Genomic DNA, 19673 nt, shown 5'->3' with positions numbered 1-19673 from the left:
AACAAACGATGAATTTTGCAGACAAATGATTAGAGGAACTTATCAATATGCTCAAGCACTGGCCGCCTCTCAGCACCCTTCGCGGCTTTGAAGCCGCCGCCCGGCTGGGCAGCTTCCACAAGGCGGCCGCGGAGTTGCACCTCACCCAATCTGCGATCAGTCAGCAGATCCGCAGCCTTGAGGCGTACCTTGAACAACCCTTGTTCTTTCGCAGTGGACGCAGCGTCAGCCTGACCGATGCCGGTCACGACTTGCTCAGCACCACCCAGGCGATGCTGCAACAACTTGCCGTCGGCATTCGCCGCCTCGGGCAGTACCAAAAACCCAACCAACTGGTCCTCAACACCACACCGGCGTTCGCCCGTCACTGGCTTCTGCCGCGTTTGAGAGATTTTCGCCGCGAGCATCCGGACGTTGATCTGTGGATTTTCAGTACTGATGAAGTCCCGGACATGGCCACCCAGACTATCGACCTCGCGGTGCGCGATGACATCAGTTCCCAAGCCGAGTGCAGCTTCAAGGTGCTGCACGCCGACCGCCTCTACCCGGCTTGTCACCCGAACCTGTTGGCGCTGCCACGCGAGCAGCGCACAACCCTTCACGGCGAGCGGGAAATGGACTGGAGTCACTGGGCGGTGGAGGCTGGCATTGATGTCGGCCAGAAAGATCAGGGGCTGAATTTTTCCGACGCTGGCCTTCTACTGGACGCCGCGTGCGCGGGGCTCGGTATCGCTTTGGTCAGCCAATTATTAAGTCGACAGGCACGCGCCAACGGTGTGTTGCTACCCTTGGTGGAGCAAACCATTCGTGGTCCGAACTGGGCCATGCTGACCCATCGTGACAGTGAAAATAATGTGCTAGCGCGAAGTTTCAGTGAGTGGCTGCTGAGTAACCTGGAAAATCGCCTGTAACGTCCGCTGGTCGAGGCAGTCTTGATCTGTAGATTCAATATGACTATCTTTGAGTCTATGGATTCATGATGAGGTATTGAACATGGCCGTTGCCCTCCAGGAACAAGCCTTTACCAAGAGCCAGTGTGTGACGGGCCTGCGTGCCGCTGTCGGCATACTCGAAAAATGGGGTGCGTCCAGCGATCAGGCCTGCCGCATCCTGCGCATTTCCCGCAGCACTTACACCCGCGCCCGGCAGCGTGATCCCGACTGGGCTGTGACGCTGGACTCGGACCAGATGCAGCGCATCAGTTTTGTGCTCAACATCCACGCCGCGTTGCGCCTGGTTTTCGATAACCCGGAGAACGTCTACGGCTTCCCGTCGATGGCCAACGACAACGAGTTTTTCAATGGGCGTAGCCCGCTTGAGATCATGTCTCAGGGCGATATGATTTCTTTGTATGAAACCTTCCGGCGCATTGACGTGCTGCGTGGTGCGCAATGGTAAAGGTGAACGAACTGGCAGAACTTACCGGAGAGCAGTTACAGGCCTATCGACTGGTCAATTCAAAGTTTCCACCTATCGCGATGTTTGATGACGTTGCGGACGCGGATGAGTTTGAGGTGCTGTATCAGATACAGGCGCTGACAAATCCCAGACTGAAAAATGAAGTGGGTCATCTTGAGTTGATTCCCCGTAACCAGATCCCTTTCGGCATTCCTGGCTGCTCTTACGCGACAGCGCCTTTTACCCACGTCAACCCGGCAGGTTCGCGGTTCAGCGATGGCAGTTTTGGGGTGTTGTACCTGGCGGACTCCATGGAAACGGCGCTGGCCGAGGTGCGGCATCACCAGAGTCTGTATTGGTCGAATGTCCCGAGCCTGAACTATGAGCGGTTCGTTTTTCGGGGACTGTCCTGCTCCTTCGTGGACGTGGCGATGAAAGATGCTGCAGCCATTGCGATGACTGATCCTGTCTACGCGCTTGACGATTACACGCACTCCCGTCAACTGGGGAAATCCATCAAAAAAGCGGGTTGTCCCGGCATTCGTTACAACTCCGTGCGCATGCAAGGTAGTTATTGCTGGGCGCTGATGACACCGAGACCGGTTTTATCAATCATTCAAGCAGCGCATTACGAGATGATCTGGAATGGGCTGGTGACCAGTGTCAGTAAGATCAGCGAAGCCTGATCGGGATACCCCTGCCCTCACCCCATGTCGAACCATCCGCATCCATTGCTAGCGACTATCAGTCTTATCGAAGCTCGTCGCGTGGCGAGCACGTAGAGGAAGAACGCATCCATTGGCGTGCCCATCCCGCAATCGGAGGTAGGGTAGTTTTATGTACCTGCGGGCATTTCACTATTTTCTATAATCCTGCGGAACAGACGCCACCGACGCTTCAGTAGAAACGCTCATTTGATCGCGACCAATAGAGCTCCGCCATCGCTTTAACACGCAGGCGTTTGCCAGCTTCGATCGGCCGAGTGGTTGAGTGGATGCGATTGTTAAACCCAAGGCTTAGAGCTATCTCTGCGTTAGGCAAAACATTCAAGCAGGGACGAGTCATGCGAGGGACGGAATGAAAAAGCTGAAAAACCCGCTCACTCTGTTGGTTTTGATTATTGTTGCAGCGTCCTTCAGCGCTCCATTTGGAACTCCGAAACTAGCGGCTTTCGCAAAAGACTTTTTGCCGGCTGTAGCGACATTGATCGCCGCCTACGCCGGTGCATGGTATGGAGCATCCTTGGTACGAGATGCGGCTCAGGAGGACGAGCGGAAAAGGCGGATAGGTGCTGGTGCACGCGCCATGTTCACGCTGTGGTGCCAGGTCAACATTCTCGCTCAGATACAAATGGACTTTGTGGATGACTACCGCGACAAGCCCTCAGTAGTAATTTCACTCCCTCCCATAGACTACCCCTGGATGAGCCGCCGAGGATAGACCTAGATAGCCTTGCATTCTTTCTCGACCTAGTAAATGCCGGGATACTGGCAACACTGGTCATTACCGAACAAAACTTTCTTCATGCGATAGACGTGGTACGAACCCGTTCGACGCTGCACCTCATGGAAGTACAGCCTATTCTAGAAAAGATCATCCCTATTGGCGGACCGGTCTCGCACGCTTCTTTAGAGCATGCACTTGGTCCTCGGCTGTTCTCACAACTGATTGACCAGACGAAACGACTGATTTTCAGGGTGGACAGCTCAATCGCGGATTTAGATAAGGTGGCTGATGAACTACACACGGCGCTGAAAAAAGGCTTTCCAGATGCAACATTTCCTCGACCGTCAAAACCAGCAACTGAGTGACAACATCGCGGTGCCAAAGATTGCGCGAAATTCAGTGATTTGAATGCAAGCGACCTGCGCCAAACATCCTGTAAGGCGGTGCCAAATCCGGCGCCAATTTACAGTTTTGCGCGGGTTTTGCGCAAGCCTGAAACGAGAAAGGGGATCAAGCCGCTAAGTGCTTGATCCCCTTACGAAATATGGTCGGGACGGAGTGATTCGAACACTCGACCCCTAGCACCCCATAAAGGTGAATCCATCTCCCACTATGTCCAGCACCATCCATCAAAGCACATAAACCCCAAGCAAATGTTGGACTATCCCCTTCCGCACGTCCACTAGCGTCCGCTAAGCTTCGCCTGAAGCTCATATCAATTAACTACCAATTAACTACCATAGAGTTAGCGCATGGCCAACATCACTGATAAGGCAATGAAGGCAAAGCCCGGTCACACCCATAAATGGATGAGCGAGGTTGCAATTTGGGGTCATGGCTCCCTGCTAGCCCGAATCACCCCAGCCGGAGACCGTCTTTTCTATTTTCAATATACAAACGAAGCAGGCAAACGATACGCGCTGCCAATTGGCACGTACGGCCCTGGAGACGATGCCGCAACAATGACTCTGTCTGATGCGCGACAGAAAGCAATAGAGCTCGCCAGCCTTCACAAGACAGGCATCAAAAATATTCGAGAACACCTTGAGTCTGAAGAAGTCGCACGCATCGCGGCCCGCGACGCCAAGCTGGCACAGTCAAATGCGGAGAAAGCCACGGCACAAGCCGAGCTGGACCGCCAAGCCGCCCGTAAGAGCGTTATTGAGCTATTTGAGCAATGGGCTAAGGTCGACTTAATCAATCGCAAGGATGGAGGCGCGGAGGTGCGCCGAATGTTTGAGAAAGATGTTCTGCCTGTTCTAGGCAGCTTTGCCGTAGCAGATGTAAAAAAGGGACATATCACCGAAGTGACCGATGTGATGCTCGCGCGTGGCGTCAATCGAGCAGCCAAAATAGCCTTTTCCCTCATGCGTCAAATGTTCCGCTTCGCAGTAGACCGCGATCTGATCGAACACGATCCTAGTGCCGGTATTCGCAAATCTAAGATTGGCGGCAAAGATGTCGAGCGAGATCGAGTATTAAATGATGATGAGATACGCAGTCTTTCCCAAAAGTCCCCGAAAGCTGGTCTGCTGGTCACAACTGAAGCAGCCATCTGGATTGCTTTATCCACCTGCTGTCGTATTGGCGAACTGCTGAGCAGCAGATGGCAACATATCGACCTTGAGCAGCGCACTTGGCTAATTCCGGGCGAAGACAGTAAAAATGGAAAACCACACCTCATCAGCTTATCGAACTTTGCAGCGACACAGTTCAAGCGAGTACAACAAATAAACGGTAAATCGATCTGGTGTTACCCAAATACAGACGACAGTGGGCCAGTCAACTCGAAGACTGTTACCAAACAACTGGGGGACCGTCAACGTCAGCCTGAGCAAGGGACCATGAGTCGACGTAGCGCCAAAGCCCAATCCCTTCTTCTAGCAAGCGGCAAGTGGACACCGCATGACTTACGTCGAACAGGAGCCACTCTGATGACAGCCCTGGGGGTGATACCAGAGGTCGCTGAGCGCTGCCTTAACCATACTGAAGATAACAAGATGAAACGAATCTATCAGCGGCACAGCTACGCTACCGAAATGGCCACCGCCTGGGACTTACTTGGCGAGCACCTGGAAACACTTACAAAGGTTGAAGCTAATAACCCAACCCCGCCAATTCCGCCCTCCCCTGAAACGCAGAACTAATGTAGCCAATCGAAGTGCCCCCCTCCTCATCCGCGATGAAGTCTGGCGCAGACTGAATCGCAGTCAAAAAATTCGTAGTCGTACATCACTCCCCCGCATCCCTCCGCACGTAACATCACATCCCCAGACTCCGTGGAGCCCACCACTCAAGTAGGCCGCAAGCGCGGCCTACTTGACGGGGCCTATGCCCGTGCAATGACTTAAACCCCGACTCACTCGACAGGAATCCTGCACATGAACACCCAATGCCCCAATTGCCAGTCCGCCGCTGTCACCACTAAAGATTTCGCCCGGAAATTCGGCGCACTCATCGGCACCCTCGGCGGCGCCACCCAAGGCGCGCAAGGCGCCCTCGCTGGCGCAGAGGCCGGTGCTGTCGCAGGACTCGCCGGTGGCCCTGTGGCCGTTGCTGCGGGCACGATGACCGGCGCCATTCTCGGTGGCTTGATCGGAGCCGCGACCGGCTGTATCACCGGCGCCAAACTCGGCGAAATCATCGATGATCAGGTGCTGGACAATTACAACTGCCTCAACTGCGGGCTGTCGTTTAGCTGCCGTCATTACGTTTGAATCGCTCCTCCCGGCTGAAGCTTCTTCACTGCCCCTGATCCACCGTTATCTCTCCCTGTCCCATCCCTCGCACGCGATTGATCCCTGCTGACTGTTCAGCGGCTTCGCCGTGCGCAACTGAAAAGGAAACTCCTCATGGCACACCTCATCGAACAAATGGCTTATGTCGGCGCTACCCCTTGGCATGGCCTGGGCAGTCGCCTCACGGAGAAACAACCGCTGGAAGTTTGGCAGCGTGAAGCCGGTATGAATTGGCAGATCCAGGAAAGCCCTGTGCACTTCAAATCCGACACAGTCGGCAACCTCGGCACCATCCATTCGTTTGCCGAACAGAAGGTGCTGTTTCGCTCCGATACCAAAGCGCCGCTATCGGTGGTCTCGCAACGCTACCAGGTGGTCCAGCCCCGTGAGGTCCTGGAGTTTTACCGCGACCTGACCGAGCGCTCCGGGTATGAACTGGAAACGGCGGGCGTGTTGAAAGGCGGACGCAAGCTCTGGGCACTAGCGCGCACCGGGCAATCGACGGCGCTCAAAGGCAACGACGTGGTCAACGGTTACCTGTTGCTGGCGACTTCCTGCGACGGCACGCTGGCCACCACCGCCACCCCAACCACCATTCGGGTGGTGTGCAACAACACCCTGACCATTGCCGTCAACTGCGCCAGTCAGGCAATCAAGGTGCCGCACAGCACGCGCTTCGATCCACGCGCGGTGAAACAGCAGTTGGGCATCACCGTGTCGCAGTGGGACGATTTCATGTATCGCATGCGCACGCTCGCGGCACGCCCGGTCAAAGACCAGGAAGCCAGGGACTACCTGCGCAGCGTGCTGTGTGAGGTACAAACGGGCAATCCTGAGCGCAGCGGGCTGTCGAATGAGCGCGCCTTAACCAAGGTGCTGAGCATGTATGACGGTCATGGCCGAGGGGCAGAGCTCGAAGCGGCCAAGGGCACCGCGTGGGGACTGCTCAATGCCGTCACCGAATACGTGGACCACGAACGCCGGGCGCGCAGCAACGAGTACCGCATGGACACCGCCTGGTTCGGCCAGGGTGCAGTCATCAAACAACGAGCGCTCAATACCGCCCTGCAACTGGTGGTTTGAAGCACTCGCCGCATAAAGGGAGGCCGTCGCCTCCCACATCCATAGACTTTCTCTCAGTGGTTTAATCCCTTCACGGAGCTCCACCATGCCCACACGCTGCCTGATCTGCGATTCCCAGGCTGTACTGTCCAAGGAGGCGACCAACGCGGCCGTCATGCTCATTGGCACCATTGATAATTTTCTACTCGGGGTTCACCAGGCCCATACCCAGGGTCGGGAAACGGGCGCAGAAATTCGACAGGAAAGCCTGCTGGTGCAACTCCTCGATCTGATCGGCGAGAGCGTGTCCAGTACGACCTCTGGCTATACCGCTTTGACGGCCTTTGCCAAGGACGTGCAGAAATATCAGTTCGGCGACTATGACTGTCTCTGTTTACGCTGCGGAGCCAAGTTCGATCAGAAAGCCGATGCCTGATAGCACCACAACCAAACCTGGTAGTCCGGCAATCATCCCTTACTTAGGCGTTCGGCCAGGCGCTCAACCAGCTCCACGACCAGTTGCCGATCATCATGCCCCAGCTGCATCAATAATCGACTGATCCGGTTGGCTTGGTCATCCGGGCGTGAACTGGCCTCGGTCAACAACTCGGCCGCCTCGCAACCAAAGATGCCGGCGAACTCCAGCAACCGCGCAATATTAGGAATCACGACGCCACGCTCAATGCGGGAAACGGCTTCGTTGCCAATACCCAGACGCTCGGCCACTTCCTCCTGCGTCAAGCCACCGCGAGTGCGTTGCTTGGCAATCGCACGCCCCACCACACCCGCCAAATACTTCTGATCAGTCTCTATCACGGCGCCTCCCAATATCCACCTAGATGGTTGGGTAACGCCTCATTGACATGAAGAGCTATTCAGGTTGAAAATCAACCTTTAAGGTTGTTTTTTGACTATTTGTGCCCACAGGAAAAACAAGGAGTTTTACAATGGATACTGGTGTTTACTCGGCTTCCAGCATAACAAACGAAGAAATATCGAAACTAATTTCTCAGAAAAAAACATTCACAATAAAAGACATCCCCACTTATTCCTTTGGAAATACGGTCGAAACAATTGAAAAACTCATCGAAGCAGAAGGCTTAAGCTGTCGAGTATACGTTGCAGGCCGCATCGCCGCTGTGGCTGCAAGTGCATGGACTGTAATGGGTGGATTAGCGGCAGGGTTGGCGATAGCAGCTCACAATATCGCCACGTACGACCCAGACTACGAAATAGCAAAATATTTCGTAGTGAGCACACTGATAGTCACATATAAGAAAAAATGACTTCAAACACATGACGTAATCTTTGTGTGGGGGTCCATTAACTATGCTGAACGGCCGGTTATCGGTAAGCACCTGTTTCGTGATCATCGTAGTGACATCCCAATGCTTAACGTAATCCCTTGGATCTTCAAGCCCCCGCCCGTGGGCGCTGGAAAGTCAGCTCGACAGGTTGATTTTCCAGCCATTCATTCCAAGCACTGCACTGCCACCTACTTAACAGAAGGAAACAACTCCATGAACAAAAAGTTTCTATTGATTGCACTACTTAGCTTTATTTCGAGTGTATATTCCTTAGGTGCAGCCGCTTGGCAAGCAAACGAAATACAAGAGTGCCCGACCAATAAACGCAACGCAGCTTGGTTGGATTGCGCACCTGAGGATGCTCCTGCCAAACTCCCTTACAAGATGCAGGATGGCAGCGTGAAAGTTCTACAAACACGTGGAACGGTATTCTGCGACCAAGGCACCTGTGAGTATCAATATCAGCGCGACAGCGGTCTATGGGACTCAACTAACGAATATGCAGGGCAAATACAGCAAACTCAAAAAACTCCCGTAGTCCTATTACGTGGATACTATTTAGGAAATGCTGAGGATGGTCGTATCGTAGCGTACCTAAAAGGCACAGGCCCAGAAGTGGGTGGACGAGCAGCGCCAGCCATGCAGAAAGCCTCTACGAACTCATCGAATAAAGCAAATATAGACAGCTGTGTCGATCAATGGGGCGCTGCGTTCCACAAGGAAAATGGTGAAGACGCCATGGTTATCTCCGACATGCTCGACGAGTGGGAAAACTGGTGTAAAGCAGGCAAGCATCCATGATTGAAAGAAAACTTAATGAGTTCAGCCAACTCTAGAAAATCTATCATCTGCACGACTTAAGTCCCTATCGGTTAAGCTCGAAGTAACCGTCCCCCCACCTTTCTGATCCAGCGCTTAGGGCAATGGTGTCCACCAAAGTGGCCACCATTTCTAACCTTTTAAGCGCCCCACTCATGCTGCCTACACTTAGCCTTCTACTTCGATAGAGGCAGCTGGAATAACCAACAGCAGTTCAGACTCGTCGACTAGTTGATAAGTTGGACGAATACCGGATAAGCGCTCGCTACTATCTAGAATAATCTGAACGCCCTCACCACGTTGACTCAGGGTGTAAGTGACCCTAGTGAATATGGACGTCTGGTGCAGCGTCGTTGTCGGCGACGGGGTCGAATACGCTTTCGGGTAAATCTTCGGCATTGGCAACTAGCCCCTTAGCCGGGGTGTCACCTTGTGATTCTGTGTAAATATCGTCCTTGAACTTGTCTGGAACCCCGAGTAAATCTCGTAGCGAGCGGACCCTATTGCTCGTGGCCGATCGCCGTGAGGGACAACACCAGTGGCTGCTCTATCAGCTGGCGTGGCAAGATGAAGGTGAACAAGTGGAAATTACATTCACCGGCGTTTACTCAGTAGTGAACGAAAGCCAATCCTGTACCTGCCACAGCGGCCACCCAGACCAGAATGATGAGTGCCGCCGCGACCCTGTTCATAGGACGCCTCACACCATTTTTCTCCCACTCACTCGCTTTCAGTTGACACTCTTCAAGCACCAAGGGGGGCATTAACCTGACGGCGAGCAGGATGCCGAGGGGCAAAATGATTACGTCGTCCAGATAGCCCAATACCGGGATGAAATCTGGAATGAGGTCGATGGGGCTTAATGCGTAAGCCACCACGAAAACCGAAATCCATTTTGGCAGCCATGAGGTTTGGGGATGCTGGTAGCAAAACCACAGAACCATGGTTTGTCGTTTCAGCCCTTTTTCCCAACGCCGCAGATGCTCAAGAATACCTTTCACTTGGTCATTGTCTGTGCAAGAGCGAATGTCCCAACAAGCATTAACAAAGCAGCAACGCTAAAGCCGAACACGGGTGAAACCGCCGTCCAAAGTACGCCCACCGCCGAACTAGCGATCAATTTGGCTGTGCCATTGACGGTGCCTAGGGCTCCGTAGCTCATAGCCAACGTATCGCGACTGACCATGTCCGCTGTCACTGTGGACTCCAGAGCTTCTTGTACCGCGACATATAGCCCGGCGATGAAGAAGATGACGCCTAACATCAGGAGACTGTCCGCCCCGATCCAGAAAGCGATTACCGTCAGTACTGCGGTCAACGTGCCCAGCGCATAGCCAACAACCAACATAGTCTGGGAGCCAAAGCGGTCTGCCAACATACCAACAGGGTAGGAAACAGCTACCTGCACCACATTGCGCCAGACATATAGCAAACCTGCAATTTGCGCTGCCGGCACAACTCCCATTGACGGTGTGAGGAGCTGAGTCGCGGCCAGGATGAGTAGGCTGTGCGAAAAGTCTCCAGAACCAAAGATTCCGACCGCGCCTAGGTAGCGCTTAAACCGCGTTGGCAATCCGCGTAAAGCCGCAAAGAACTTAAGCTCAGGGTTCGGTGAGTGCTCAGGGTCTTTTACCAGGGTCAAAAACGCCAGCACAGCAAGGGCGCCGGGGATAACACTCAGCCATAGAACCAGTCGAAATGGTCCGGCAGCATCTTCCCACGGTAACGTTTGAGCCCAGCCAAGAATGGCCACGCCCAGCAACGGACCTATCACCGCTCCGACCGTATCCATGGCGCGGTGAAAACCGAAGGCTCTTCCACGAGTTTCTGGTGTCACCGCCTGGATCACAATGGCATCGCGCAAAGGTCCTCTCAGGCCTTTGCCGAACCATGACACCAATCGTCCCAAAAGGATCAACGGCCAGCCCAGAGCAATGGCCAACAGCACTTGGCTAATGGGGGTTAATCCATAACCCACCAGCACTAACAGCTTACGGTGCCCGAGTTTGTCGGCGATGTAGCCTGAGACCATCTTGGTATAGCTGGCCAAGGCATCAGCCACCCCTTCAATGATCCCCAGGGCAGCAGCTGGAACACCCAATACTGCAAGAAAGCCGGGGAGGATAACGGTCGTTGTTTCGTAACAAAAATCCCCCAGCGCACTGGTCAAGCCAGCACCTACGACTGTCCGGTTCAACCAGCCTTGCGACTCTTGCGGCTGACTCGTATTTTCCTGCTTTTGCGTTTCGAGCGAGCCTTCATCCATCTTGTTCATCTCGACGACTCGGTGAATTTTTCGGAGAAAGTCATAACTACAACTCGTTGATAGTCAGCATTGAATGAGGACCCGCTTCAGTCAGCGGATTAAAAGGTTGTTGCGAAATTACTCACGGTTGGGGAGCTGCAACGTAAAGCGACTGCCACCGCTCGGGCTGGGGGCATGCTGAACACTCCACCCAAGGTGCTCGGTTACGCGCTTGACGATCGACAGGCCCAGGCCCGAACCGCTGGTGAAGTCATCGTCACCTCTGACGAAGCGATCAAACAGACGGGCACGCACCGCTTCAGGTAAACCCGTGCCGCAGTCTTCCACCACAATTCCTGCCGCATTCAAGTACACGGAGATGACGCCTTGCTCCGTGTGCTGGCAAGCGTTACGCAGCAGATTACTCACCGCGATGGTGACCAGTTCCGAAATGGCCCGCACCGAAACCTCTTCAGTGCAGAGGAAGTTGAGTGTCAAAGCCTTTCCTCGGAGCAGAGGTTGGCAGCGCTCCAGCTCACGTTCGATCAAGGGCCGCAGGTTGATCAAGGCGAGATCGGTAATTACCGGTACACGGGCCAGCTGCAATAAGGCCCCGACCTGCTGTGCAGTTTCCGAGGCGTTACGTCGGATACGTTCGGTCATGAGCAGAAGGTCCGGACGATCCTGCAAGCGGCTGGTGAGGATCTCTGCTGCGCCGAGCATGATCGTCAGCGGGGTCCGCAACTCATGGCTGACGTCGGCAGTGAACCAACGTTCGCGTTGCAAGGCATGGCTCAACTGGTTGGTTCGATCATCGATCGCCCTCGCCAGTACACCAATCTCGTCAGTGGCATCAAGGCCAGGCAACTTTCCTGTCGCATGCTTATCCTGAACCGAAGAAGCCAGCTTGGTCAGTGGCAGGATTACCCGATTGGCACTGGTTCTGCCAATCAAGATGGCTAAGCCGATGCCACCGAGGAACGCAAGGCCCAGGGTGATGTAGGAAGAGGTCTCGATAGACTCAAAGTCGCTCTGGTCATCCACGATGGCATAGCGCTCTCCATTCGCCTCGCCGATCAGGACATGCAGCCCTCGTCCATTCAACTTCATTTCGTGAGTGCCCAGTCCTAACGTTTGCAGAGGCTGCGGAATCAGTGCACCTTTGAAAAAGCTCAGATCAAGGGTTCGTGACTGCGCCACATGAAATGAATCTGCCGCCCAAAGATCAGCGGCGCGCACGAGCCGGTTATCGATGAGTTCTCGCTCTATTTTCGCGACGGCAAAGAAAGCTGAGCCCGTGAAAAAGCCAACGATGATGACTGCCAGCAACACATAGGCAGAGACCATGCGACCACGTAACGAGTCACTGTGAAACATCATGGCCCACCAGTCGATAGCCTATCCCCTGAACGGTGAACAGCATTGGTGGGGATTGCGGGAAGGATTTGTCGATTGCCAGCCTCAGGGCGTGGATATGGGTTCGTAAAGCATCGCTGAGCGGCGGATCACCATTCCAGAGTTCTTGTTCAAGCTCTTCACGGGTCACCAGACTTGGGGCGGCACGCAACAGCGCCACCAACATCTTGTAACCGAACGGTGTCAACTCCAGCCGTTGTCCTGCTCGACGAGCCACGAAGATTCCAGGGTCGAACTCCAGCTCACCAAAACGCAATATCTGACCAGTAGCTGATTCGCTAGCTCGTCGCACCAAAGCATGAAGCCGAGCTTCCAACTCAATCAGCGAGTAAGGCTTGACCAGGTAATCATCAGCTCCCGCTTGCAGCCCATCTACTTTGTCATGAATAGTGTCTCGTGCAGTGAGCATCAGCACCGGTGTAGTGCATTGCTGCTCTTCACGTAGCCGTCGGCACACTTCCAACCCATCCAGGACTGGCAGCATGCCATCCAGGACAATCACGTCGAAACGCTGCTCAACCACCCGAGCCAGTCCAGCATGCCCGGTGCGGGCATTGTCGAGTTCGTGCCCCAGGGGCTCGAAATACTCGTAGAGGTTGGCCACGATGTCCGGGTTGTCTTCAATAATCAAAATTCGCATGGTTTGGCTCAAACAACCTCATTCATACATGGAAATCGGTGAGTTGGCCGTCGCATGAGCGAAAGCAACGCTCGGTGGGACAACCTATCTGCGTGCTCCGGTGCAGGTTGCTATCAAGAACTACTTGGCAGACGTTTCTTTGCTGCACTTAGGCTCCATGGTGAAGGTGTGGGAAACGTCCACCAGCCCCAGGTTCTCAAGCGTACGGCGACCGATCAGAACTGGGTATTTCATCTTGCCTCGATCCTTCAAGGAGAACTGCTCGTTATAGATCTGGTCGCCAATGCAGATGGTCATCAGCACCACTGGCCGGTGCTCGGCACCACCAGCCCCCCGGACTTTTACATTACGCTCAACCTTACGCTCGAACGGCGCAGTGACCAGCTTTCCCGTTTCGCTGTCTTTCACCTCAACATTGAAGCGAACCCATTTTTCACCGTCCTTGCGGAAAGGCTCAAGGTCCTTGGCATCCAGTGAGGAGGTCAATGCCCCGGTATCCAGCTTGATCTTCACCGAGATTTTTTCGGGCATCAGCACGCCTTCCTCGATCCAGCCAAAGACCTTCGTTGGGCTTTGAGTTGCCGAGAAGGCAGGCTGTATCAGTGATAGTCCAAGAACGGATGCTGCAAGCCATTTTGCCATTGAGCGTGCCATATCGGGCTCCTCCAGGATTCGAAGCGTCACTTTGCATGAAGCACCGTCAAGAACCTGTTAACACCGATTTATTGATTTCCATTGTCCAATGGAACGGTTTTTTTTCAGTTCGTCGGGCAAGCCCTCTGCCGAACCAGTTGTGCGTCAAAATGGGATAGAGCAGTAGCTATGCGTTTACCCAACTGAACCATTTGTCTTTTAATCTTTACTCAAGAGCTGTACCAGCAGTACAAATGTAATCCCTACGATTGGCACGATAACCACGTTTACAAAGAGTTCTGGTAGTTCAGTCAAAGCCATATGATATTGCTGCGCGGAGGCCATTCTTAAAATATCGGACAGCTTTTGTGAAAGCATCACAATGCCCAGACAGTAGACAATTAAAGCTCTGAGGCGAACGTCGATATCGAATTTCAGGAAACCGAGAATGATGGTGATTGCCATACTGGATACGACCAGCATAACTAGGCTGAGTCCAGATCGCGTATTCAGACAACCGACTAGAGCACCGAAGAGTGCGCATAACGGGTACCGTATCATCGGACCATGGATCCCATGTGAATTAAGATAAAACACGCAATCTCACCCCCCTGATACTTGTATCAACTTTTTTATTTTCAACACCTGAACCAGCATAGCGCCCCTAGGATCACAGCTTTCCCGCCTTTGGCAAGAGCAGGGAGAAGGTCGCACCTTTCCCTGGCGAACTGCTCACCGTGACTTGTCCGCCATGCAACTGAGCCACCGACTGCACGATCGAAAGGCCTAGACCGGTACCGTGCCATCCGCTGCGCGACGAATCGATCCGGTAAAACCGTTCAAAGAGGTGCGGTAAACATTCTGGAGGAATGCCCAAGCCGCTATCCTGTACGGTCAATCGGACGAATTCGTGGTCCTCACGTGCCATCAACCAAACCTTCCCGCCCTCGGGAGAGTGGCGTATGGCGTTTGCAATGAGGTTGGACAGTGCTCGTCTTAACAGTATCGGATCGGCTTGAATTGAGGCTTCGCCTTTTCTGGATAGGATGACCCGTTTGTCGGCTGCGAGAGCATCGAAGATTTCCACTTGCCGCTGAAACTCATTTGCCACCGACAGGGTTTCGACGTGCAAGACTTCAACTGCATTTTCGGCACGGGCAAGAAACAGCATGGCCTCGACCATATGGGCTAAGTGTTCACATTCCTCAATGACGGTGGCCAGCGCGTCCTGATACTCCTCCGGCGTGCGTGGACGGGCCAACGTCACGCTCGCAGCTGCCACCAGATTGTTGACTGGGGTACGCACTTCATGTGCTAGGTCAGCGGAAAAACGGTTGAGTTGGGCGAATGCATCTTCTAATCGTCCCAGCATTGCATCAAAAGACTCAGCGAGTTCCGCCAACTCACGCGGCCATGATTGTCGGCCAATGCGATGAGACAGTTTCTCACCAGAGATCCGATGCATTTGCGTACCGATCAGCAACAGAGGGCGTAATCCACGCTGCGCAATCAATCGTCCCACCATGGAAGTAAGGATTGTTGCGATCAGCAGTAACCACGCCAGTCGCCGTACATACGCCTCCAACACTTCATGGCTGTGCGTCAAGTCCAGTGCGGCTTCCACGCGCCAAAACTGGCCTGAAGGGGTCTCTACCGGGACGGTGGTCAGCAGGTAGTGCTCATCATCCTCGGCCGTCCGCCAGCGGCCATAAGCAGGAGGAGAGGCAATGGCTGGGAACGCTGGTGACGGTGGCAGCATGCCAGGCGTTGCAATGTAAACGCCACCATCCGGTTTCAGCACCCGCGCAGAAAGGCGCGGGCTTCGAGAGACACTTTCCTCCCATTCGCGTCGCCAGTTTTCGCGTTGCTCTTCGCTTGCCAGTTCTCTGACGCTTTCACTCAGCGCGATTGCTGCCTGGTGTAGCTCGATCTTGTCTTTTGCCCGCAGTTGTAGCTTCAACTCGCTATACAACAGCCCCGATACACCGATCAGAATGGCAGCTGTTGCAAGCGTGAAAAAAAAAGCTAACCGAGCCGTTAGCGACCAGCAACGCGGATCGAGCGCATCAGTCGCGCGCTTCCAAGACATAGCCGGCCCCGCGTAGTGTATGAATAAGTTTCAGATCGTAACCATTATCAATTTTGGCGCGGAGCCGCCGGACTGCGACGTCAATCACGTTGGTATCGTAATCGAAATGCATGCCCCATACCTGTTCGGCCAGCACGGTCCGCGATAGGACCTCACCGCTTCGCCGCATCAAGAGTTGTAGCAAGCCGAATTCTTTCGGGGTCAGTTCAATCCGCGCACCTGCGCGGACGGCTTGATGCTTAAGCAAATCCAGCTCTAGATCAGCCACTTTCAGTACTGTTTCCACGGCGGTGACGGGCGCATTACGGCGGAACACGACTCGGATACGCGCCAGCAATTCAGAGAATGCAAAGGGCTTCACAAGATAGTCGTCAGCACCTAGTTCGAGCCCTCGAACACGGTCCCCGACGGTGTCCCGTGCGGTCAAGAACAATACAGGGGTCGATTTGCCAGCGCGGCGCAGTGTTTCGAGAATCGTCCAGCCATCCAGCCCAGGCAGCATCACGTCCAGTATTGCAAGGTCGTAGCCCCCTGTGAGCAAGAGATGCAGACCATCAGGACCGTTGCTGGCCAACTCGACGGAAAACCCCTCTTCACGCAAACCCTTCGTGATATAGGCCGCAGCCGTTGCCTGATCCTCAATCAGTAGCAGTTTCATGCGTCTTCCTTATGAGATCCCTGGGCCTGAAGCCGCGGCCATATCTGATTCGCGAACTTAGAAGTTGACGCCAAACTTAAGCTTTACGAATGAAAAGCGGTCAGTCGGGTCATCTATCTGCTGATGATAGAAGTAGGAGACGCCCATGACATAGCGCTCGCTTGGATAGTAATTGAGGCCCGTCTCGAACTCACGTTTGAAAGACGGGGTAGTATCGAATTCACCGAGGTTTTCATAGAGGTGGGTCGCAACAAAGGCCCCATATTTTTCCCACAACCGTCGCTCCAAGGTTGCCGAAAAATCATAGAACACACGTCCGCCGTCGTTGCGTTTTTCGGCGAGCAAACCCGTGGTCAGATTCGTGTTGGTCGCTACTTCACCGTTCCAAACCAATCCGGCAATTCCCCACCAGTAGTCGTCTGGGAATGTCGAGTTATCGTGATGCAGGATACCGGTAGTCGCGCTCAGATGTTCAGTGAGCGGCAGGTTGTAATTGAACTGTTCTTCCTGCTTGTGTTCCCTGACGATTGCACCATCCTTTCCGTGATACGAGGTTTCGGTGTACTGCTCAACGCGAAAATCGAAGTTGCCCGTCATCCAGCTTGGCGCATAGTTGGCGGTCAATTTGTTGTTCATTGACGGCATCAGGGCTGTCTGCGTCGACAGGTTGCCAGTCGCCATGTACTGCCCAGTGAACCCCTCCGCTTGAGCGGCCCCATTTCCCCCGACAAGACATCCCAGCAACGCAGGAACAGTCGCACTTGCCCATTTCTTTTTCATTTTTTTACGTTCCCTTTCCTTACCCTAAAAAAAACCACGTTCATGCTTCAAGCTGAATTTCACCGATCACCGAGCGCGCTTGGCAGGCGAGGACGATCCCCTGACGCAGCTCCCGCTCCGTCAGCAGGTCATCGCGATGCATCTTGACCTGGCCCACCAGCAGCTTCACTTTGCAGCTGCCACAGGTGCCCGTTCTGCACGATGATTGGATGGAAATGCCGGTTTCCTCAGCGGCGTCGAGCAACGTCTTGCCGGCCGGCACGAAACACGTCTTGCCCGACCTCGTGAAAGTTACCGTCGAGTCGGACAACTGATCGTCACGCTCAACCTCACCATGGCCTCCGAAAGACTCGGTGTAGATTTGGCTATCCGGGACACCGAGTCTGTACAAAATGGCGATCGTCGCGTCCATCATCGGCTGAGGGCCGCAGACGTGGACACGCCGGTGGTTGAGATGTGGAACAAATTCAGACAGGTGCCTAGCTTCAATGAGGCCGTGCGGGCCGCTCCAGGTATGGCCCTCGATTGATGTTGGAAGAATTAAGAGCTTGAGATGCCGATAGCTGGCTGCGATGCGCTTCAGTTCGTCCGCAAAGAGCACGTCACTGGGCGTGCGGACGGCGAACACCAAATAGACCTCATGCGGCCAGTCCTGCGCCGCGAGGTGCTTCACCACGCTGAGCAACGGGGTGATGCCGATCCCCCCAGCGATCAGTACGACACTGGTCGCTTCTGTACCCTGGAACGTGAACATGCCGTGCGGGCCTAGACATTCCAGCGAACTACCAACACCTACCTGGGTGTGCAAGTAGGTGGAGCCCTGTCCGTCTTCCAGCAGCTTGACCGAAATATCGCAATAATTCGTTTCACCCGGTGCGGAGGAGATGCTGTAGTTACGCGTCAACGAGCGATTGCCGTCACTGATGCGCAGGCTGAGATATTGGCCTGGATGAAAACTGAAGGGCAAAGGGCCACCTTCCGGCGTCGTCAGGCGGAAGGTCTTTACATCCGGGGATATGTCAGTGATCGCAGTGACATCCAGAGGCCCATGCCAATCCAGGCTTGTCTCGGGGCTCTGCACCTCGACGGCTTGCGCATTAGCCTGTCTAAGTGTCTTCCCGGCGGTCACGCGCCACGCAATGAGGGCCACTGAAATCAGCGCGCAGGCCTCGATGAACAGCTTTCCTCCGTCCAGAAAGTCGATCGGAGTACCGGGTTTCAGCGAGGGTTCGGTGAACACGCCATGAATCAGGAACGATCCGATGACGAGGTAGGACGCATAGTGCAGCTTCTTCCAAGACGCATACTGAAAGCGGTGCCGGAAGTAAGCGGTGACCACAACAAAAAACAGCGTATAGATCGAGAGCGCGCCCAAACTATTGATGATGGGCTGCTCGGGCGCAACCATCGGATAAAAGACCGCGAGTACTGTGTAGTTTGCGGCCTTCGCCAGCGGCAGCCAGACGGGATGAAGCAATGCAAGGAACAGCGCACCGTAGCCGGACCATTTATGCAGGCCTGAGAGCGGTATCCGCTTATACGGCCAACGTGCTATTGGGTTGTATTGGAGCGACAGTAACAACCCCACGAACAGGTTCAGGGTCATCACGCCGGCCGCAGCCAAACCAACATACGAACTGATGTCGATAAATGAAATACCGAATAGTTGAGTGAGTTGCTCTTCCATTTAACTGCCCCAATTCGTTCTATCAATACACGGCACCTGGCTGCGGAGCTTCTCCGTTTGAGTGTGCTTTGGCGGACATGGTAGAGAGGGACAACAAACAGAAATCAAACCGGCAGATGACAAAATTGTCATTTATTAGTCCATTCACATAGCGACTCGACTCGATTGCGCCACCACGACAAATTACTGGCTCACAAGCCTGAAGGTCGGAGGAGCGCATTGCTGACCTGGTCAGGAATTGGATATCTGCCTTGAGCAGGCTGAGCCAGGAGTCGATGTAGCCCTGATGCCTAAGCTCTCCCTGAATACCGGCGTAGACGCATAAGAAAGTGGTGCCCGGTGACGAGGGACAGGGAATGATAGAAACGTTCCTCGACAGCCGAGCCAATCCACAGCGGTGCAGTTCGCCCGTTTGTGAACCCGGGCACTGGCGGGCACGAACATCACCGTGATCAGCATCGGCCACCGCGAAGGGCTCACTGCCTACCACACAGGTGTGGTACCGCTGCGCCTGCCTGTGCAATTGCGCTGGACACCGAGCCATCGCTCCACTCCGCCACGAGCTATTGAACGGCACATCAGATGGGGTTCACGTGAATCGCACGGGTTGACCCGCGCAGCGTTAATCTAATTAGAAAGCACAGCCATTAGCCGTTTCCTTGACGTTTTTTTGCATTTCTCTCTACATTCCCTTCGATTCAGGCATGCAAATAATTCGCATTTCCATGGATCATTAACTCCTATAATCTAGCGAT

22 protein-coding genes are annotated in these 19673 nt (G+C 54.2%); 11 read left to right on the top strand and 11 right to left on the bottom strand.

Annotated elements, in window-relative coordinates; translation table 11 throughout:
• Window positions 1-47: 47 nt before the first annotated feature.
• From ACYZT0_RS07385 to ACYZT0_RS07345, 9 genes are all read left to right on the top strand, one after another.
• Window positions 48-911: a LysR substrate-binding domain-containing protein gene (locus ACYZT0_RS07385; RefSeq protein ID WP_462045254.1), complete on the top strand. Its 864-nt coding sequence runs from the start codon at window positions 48-50 to the stop codon at window positions 909-911.
• 82 nt (window positions 912-993) lie between these two features.
• The gene (locus ACYZT0_RS07380; protein WP_461970378.1) at window positions 994-1398 is read left to right on the top strand and encodes an antitoxin Xre-like helix-turn-helix domain-containing protein; all 405 of its coding nucleotides are present in this window, start codon (window positions 994-996) and stop codon (window positions 1396-1398) included.
• A complete protein-coding gene (locus tag ACYZT0_RS07375; RefSeq protein ID WP_462045253.1) occupies window positions 1392-2084 on the top strand; it encodes an RES family NAD+ phosphorylase in 693 nt (230 codons plus the stop codon). Before ACYZT0_RS07380 ends, ACYZT0_RS07375 begins: the two co-directional genes overlap by 7 nt.
• A 391-nt stretch (window positions 2085-2475) precedes the next feature.
• On the top strand, window positions 2476-2838 hold the full coding sequence (locus tag ACYZT0_RS07370; RefSeq protein WP_462045252.1) for a hypothetical protein: 363 nt from the start codon (window positions 2476-2478) through the stop codon (window positions 2836-2838).
• Window positions 2839-2963: 125 nt separating this feature from the next.
• Window positions 2964-3209 carry a hypothetical protein gene (locus tag ACYZT0_RS07365; RefSeq protein WP_462045251.1) on the top strand — a complete coding sequence of 82 codons (246 nt, stop codon included), beginning with the start codon at window positions 2964-2966 and terminating at the stop codon, window positions 3207-3209.
• 387 nt (window positions 3210-3596) lie between these two features.
• Window positions 3597-4991 (top strand): tyrosine-type recombinase/integrase, encoded by a 1395-nt coding sequence (locus ACYZT0_RS07360; protein WP_462045250.1) that lies wholly within the window; start codon window positions 3597-3599, stop codon window positions 4989-4991.
• 234 nt (window positions 4992-5225) lie between these two features.
• Complete coding sequence (locus tag ACYZT0_RS07355; RefSeq protein ID WP_462045249.1) at window positions 5226-5561, top strand: hypothetical protein; 336 nt, start codon at window positions 5226-5228, stop codon at window positions 5559-5561.
• A gap of 135 nt (window positions 5562-5696) precedes the next feature.
• Window positions 5697-6665, top strand: a complete 969-nt coding sequence (locus tag ACYZT0_RS07350; RefSeq protein WP_462045248.1) for a DUF932 domain-containing protein — start codon at window positions 5697-5699, stop codon at window positions 6663-6665.
• 85 nt (window positions 6666-6750) lie between these two features.
• On the top strand, window positions 6751-7080 hold the full coding sequence (locus ACYZT0_RS07345; RefSeq protein WP_462045247.1) for a hypothetical protein: 330 nt from the start codon (window positions 6751-6753) through the stop codon (window positions 7078-7080).
• Between the two features lie 32 nt (window positions 7081-7112).
• On the opposite strand, the gene ACYZT0_RS07340 is transcribed toward ACYZT0_RS07345, so the two are convergent.
• The gene (locus ACYZT0_RS07340; RefSeq protein WP_462045246.1) at window positions 7113-7460 is read right to left on the bottom strand and encodes a helix-turn-helix domain-containing protein; all 348 of its coding nucleotides are present in this window, start codon (window positions 7458-7460) and stop codon (window positions 7113-7115) included.
• A gap of 131 nt (window positions 7461-7591) precedes the next feature.
• Here ACYZT0_RS07340 and ACYZT0_RS07335 point away from each other — a divergent pair, with 131 nt between their 5' ends.
• Both ACYZT0_RS07335 and ACYZT0_RS07330 read left to right on the top strand, forming a co-directional pair.
• On the top strand, window positions 7592-7930 hold the full coding sequence (locus ACYZT0_RS07335) for a hypothetical protein (RefSeq protein WP_462045245.1): 339 nt from the start codon (window positions 7592-7594) through the stop codon (window positions 7928-7930).
• A 234-nt stretch (window positions 7931-8164) separates the two neighbouring features.
• On the top strand, window positions 8165-8752 hold the full coding sequence (locus ACYZT0_RS07330) for a hypothetical protein (protein ID WP_462045244.1): 588 nt from the start codon (window positions 8165-8167) through the stop codon (window positions 8750-8752).
• Window positions 8753-9378: 626 nt separating this feature from the next.
• Here the strand turns inward: ACYZT0_RS07330 and ACYZT0_RS07325 are convergent.
• The 10 genes from ACYZT0_RS07325 to ACYZT0_RS07280 form a co-directional block, all read right to left on the bottom strand.
• The gene (locus tag ACYZT0_RS07325) at window positions 9379-9771 is read right to left on the bottom strand and encodes a YkvA family protein (RefSeq protein ID WP_462045243.1); all 393 of its coding nucleotides are present in this window, start codon (window positions 9769-9771) and stop codon (window positions 9379-9381) included.
• Complete coding sequence (locus tag ACYZT0_RS07320) at window positions 9768-11045, bottom strand: MFS transporter (RefSeq protein WP_462045242.1); 1278 nt, start codon at window positions 11043-11045, stop codon at window positions 9768-9770. Before ACYZT0_RS07320 ends, ACYZT0_RS07325 begins: the two co-directional genes overlap by 4 nt.
• A 108-nt stretch (window positions 11046-11153) precedes the next feature.
• On the bottom strand, window positions 11154-12362 hold the full coding sequence (locus ACYZT0_RS07315; RefSeq protein ID WP_462045241.1) for a sensor histidine kinase: 1209 nt from the start codon (window positions 12360-12362) through the stop codon (window positions 11154-11156).
• 16 nt (window positions 12363-12378) lie between these two features.
• Window positions 12379-13071, bottom strand: coding sequence for a response regulator transcription factor (locus tag ACYZT0_RS07310; RefSeq protein ID WP_462045240.1), 693 nt, complete (start codon window positions 13069-13071; stop codon window positions 12379-12381).
• 120 nt (window positions 13072-13191) lie between these two features.
• Window positions 13192-13725: a retropepsin-like aspartic peptidase RloA3 gene (rloA3, locus tag ACYZT0_RS07305; RefSeq protein WP_462045239.1), complete on the bottom strand. Its 534-nt coding sequence runs from the start codon at window positions 13723-13725 to the stop codon at window positions 13192-13194.
• A 198-nt stretch (window positions 13726-13923) separates the two neighbouring features.
• Window positions 13924-14187: a hypothetical protein gene (locus ACYZT0_RS07300; protein WP_462045238.1), complete on the bottom strand. Its 264-nt coding sequence runs from the start codon at window positions 14185-14187 to the stop codon at window positions 13924-13926.
• Between the two features lie 187 nt (window positions 14188-14374).
• Complete coding sequence (locus ACYZT0_RS07295; protein WP_462045237.1) at window positions 14375-15793, bottom strand: heavy metal sensor histidine kinase; 1419 nt, start codon at window positions 15791-15793, stop codon at window positions 14375-14377.
• Window positions 15771-16451 carry a heavy metal response regulator transcription factor gene (locus ACYZT0_RS07290; RefSeq protein ID WP_462045236.1) on the bottom strand — a complete coding sequence of 227 codons (681 nt, stop codon included), beginning with the start codon at window positions 16449-16451 and terminating at the stop codon, window positions 15771-15773. The genes ACYZT0_RS07295 and ACYZT0_RS07290 overlap by 23 nt, the downstream gene beginning before the upstream one ends.
• A gap of 57 nt (window positions 16452-16508) precedes the next feature.
• Window positions 16509-17231 carry a hypothetical protein gene (locus ACYZT0_RS07285; protein ID WP_462045235.1) on the bottom strand — a complete coding sequence of 241 codons (723 nt, stop codon included), beginning with the start codon at window positions 17229-17231 and terminating at the stop codon, window positions 16509-16511.
• A 40-nt stretch (window positions 17232-17271) separates the two neighbouring features.
• Window positions 17272-18918: a 2Fe-2S iron-sulfur cluster-binding protein gene (locus tag ACYZT0_RS07280; protein ID WP_462045234.1), complete on the bottom strand. Its 1647-nt coding sequence runs from the start codon at window positions 18916-18918 to the stop codon at window positions 17272-17274.
• Window positions 18919-19673 lie beyond the last annotated feature (755 nt).

The sequence above is a fragment of the Pseudomonas sp. ZS1P83 genome (genome assembly GCF_054897825.1).
The sequence above is the reverse complement of the archived record's forward strand: the minus strand, read 5'-3'. Positions and strand labels throughout refer to the sequence as shown.

Coding starts and splice junctions, on each gene's coding strand:
- ACYZT0_RS07385 (WP_462045254.1), top strand. CDS start 48: ATGCTCAAGCACTGGCCGCCTCTCAGCACCCTTCGCGGCTTTGAAGCC.
- ACYZT0_RS07360 (WP_462045250.1), top strand. CDS start 3,597: ATGGCCAACATCACTGATAAGGCAATGAAGGCAAAGCCCGGTCACACC.
- ACYZT0_RS07310 (WP_462045240.1), bottom strand. CDS start 13,071: ATGCGAATTTTGATTATTGAAGACAACCCGGACATCGTGGCCAACCTC.
- ACYZT0_RS07300 (WP_462045238.1), bottom strand. CDS start 14,187: ATGCTGGTCGTATCCAGTATGGCAATCACCATCATTCTCGGTTTCCTG.
- ACYZT0_RS07380 (WP_461970378.1), top strand. CDS start 994: ATGGCCGTTGCCCTCCAGGAACAAGCCTTTACCAAGAGCCAGTGTGTG.
- ACYZT0_RS07335 (WP_462045245.1), top strand. CDS start 7,592: ATGGATACTGGTGTTTACTCGGCTTCCAGCATAACAAACGAAGAAATA.
- ACYZT0_RS07370 (WP_462045252.1), top strand. CDS start 2,476: ATGAAAAAGCTGAAAAACCCGCTCACTCTGTTGGTTTTGATTATTGTT.
- rloA3 (WP_462045239.1), bottom strand. CDS start 13,725: ATGGCACGCTCAATGGCAAAATGGCTTGCAGCATCCGTTCTTGGACTA.
- ACYZT0_RS07355 (WP_462045249.1), top strand. CDS start 5,226: ATGAACACCCAATGCCCCAATTGCCAGTCCGCCGCTGTCACCACTAAA.
- ACYZT0_RS07280 (WP_462045234.1), bottom strand. CDS start 18,918: ATGGAAGAGCAACTCACTCAACTATTCGGTATTTCATTTATCGACATC.
- ACYZT0_RS07290 (WP_462045236.1), bottom strand. CDS start 16,451: ATGAAACTGCTACTGATTGAGGATCAGGCAACGGCTGCGGCCTATATC.
- ACYZT0_RS07375 (WP_462045253.1), top strand. CDS start 1,392: ATGGTAAAGGTGAACGAACTGGCAGAACTTACCGGAGAGCAGTTACAG.
- ACYZT0_RS07345 (WP_462045247.1), top strand. CDS start 6,751: ATGCCCACACGCTGCCTGATCTGCGATTCCCAGGCTGTACTGTCCAAG.
- ACYZT0_RS07330 (WP_462045244.1), top strand. CDS start 8,165: ATGAACAAAAAGTTTCTATTGATTGCACTACTTAGCTTTATTTCGAGT.
- ACYZT0_RS07295 (WP_462045237.1), bottom strand. CDS start 15,793: ATGTCTTGGAAGCGCGCGACTGATGCGCTCGATCCGCGTTGCTGGTCG.
- ACYZT0_RS07320 (WP_462045242.1), bottom strand. CDS start 11,045: ATGAACAAGATGGATGAAGGCTCGCTCGAAACGCAAAAGCAGGAAAAT.
- ACYZT0_RS07350 (WP_462045248.1), top strand. CDS start 5,697: ATGGCACACCTCATCGAACAAATGGCTTATGTCGGCGCTACCCCTTGG.
- ACYZT0_RS07285 (WP_462045235.1), bottom strand. CDS start 17,231: ATGAAAAAGAAATGGGCAAGTGCGACTGTTCCTGCGTTGCTGGGATGT.
- ACYZT0_RS07315 (WP_462045241.1), bottom strand. CDS start 12,362: ATGGTCTCTGCCTATGTGTTGCTGGCAGTCATCATCGTTGGCTTTTTC.
- ACYZT0_RS07365 (WP_462045251.1), top strand. CDS start 2,964: ATGGAAGTACAGCCTATTCTAGAAAAGATCATCCCTATTGGCGGACCG.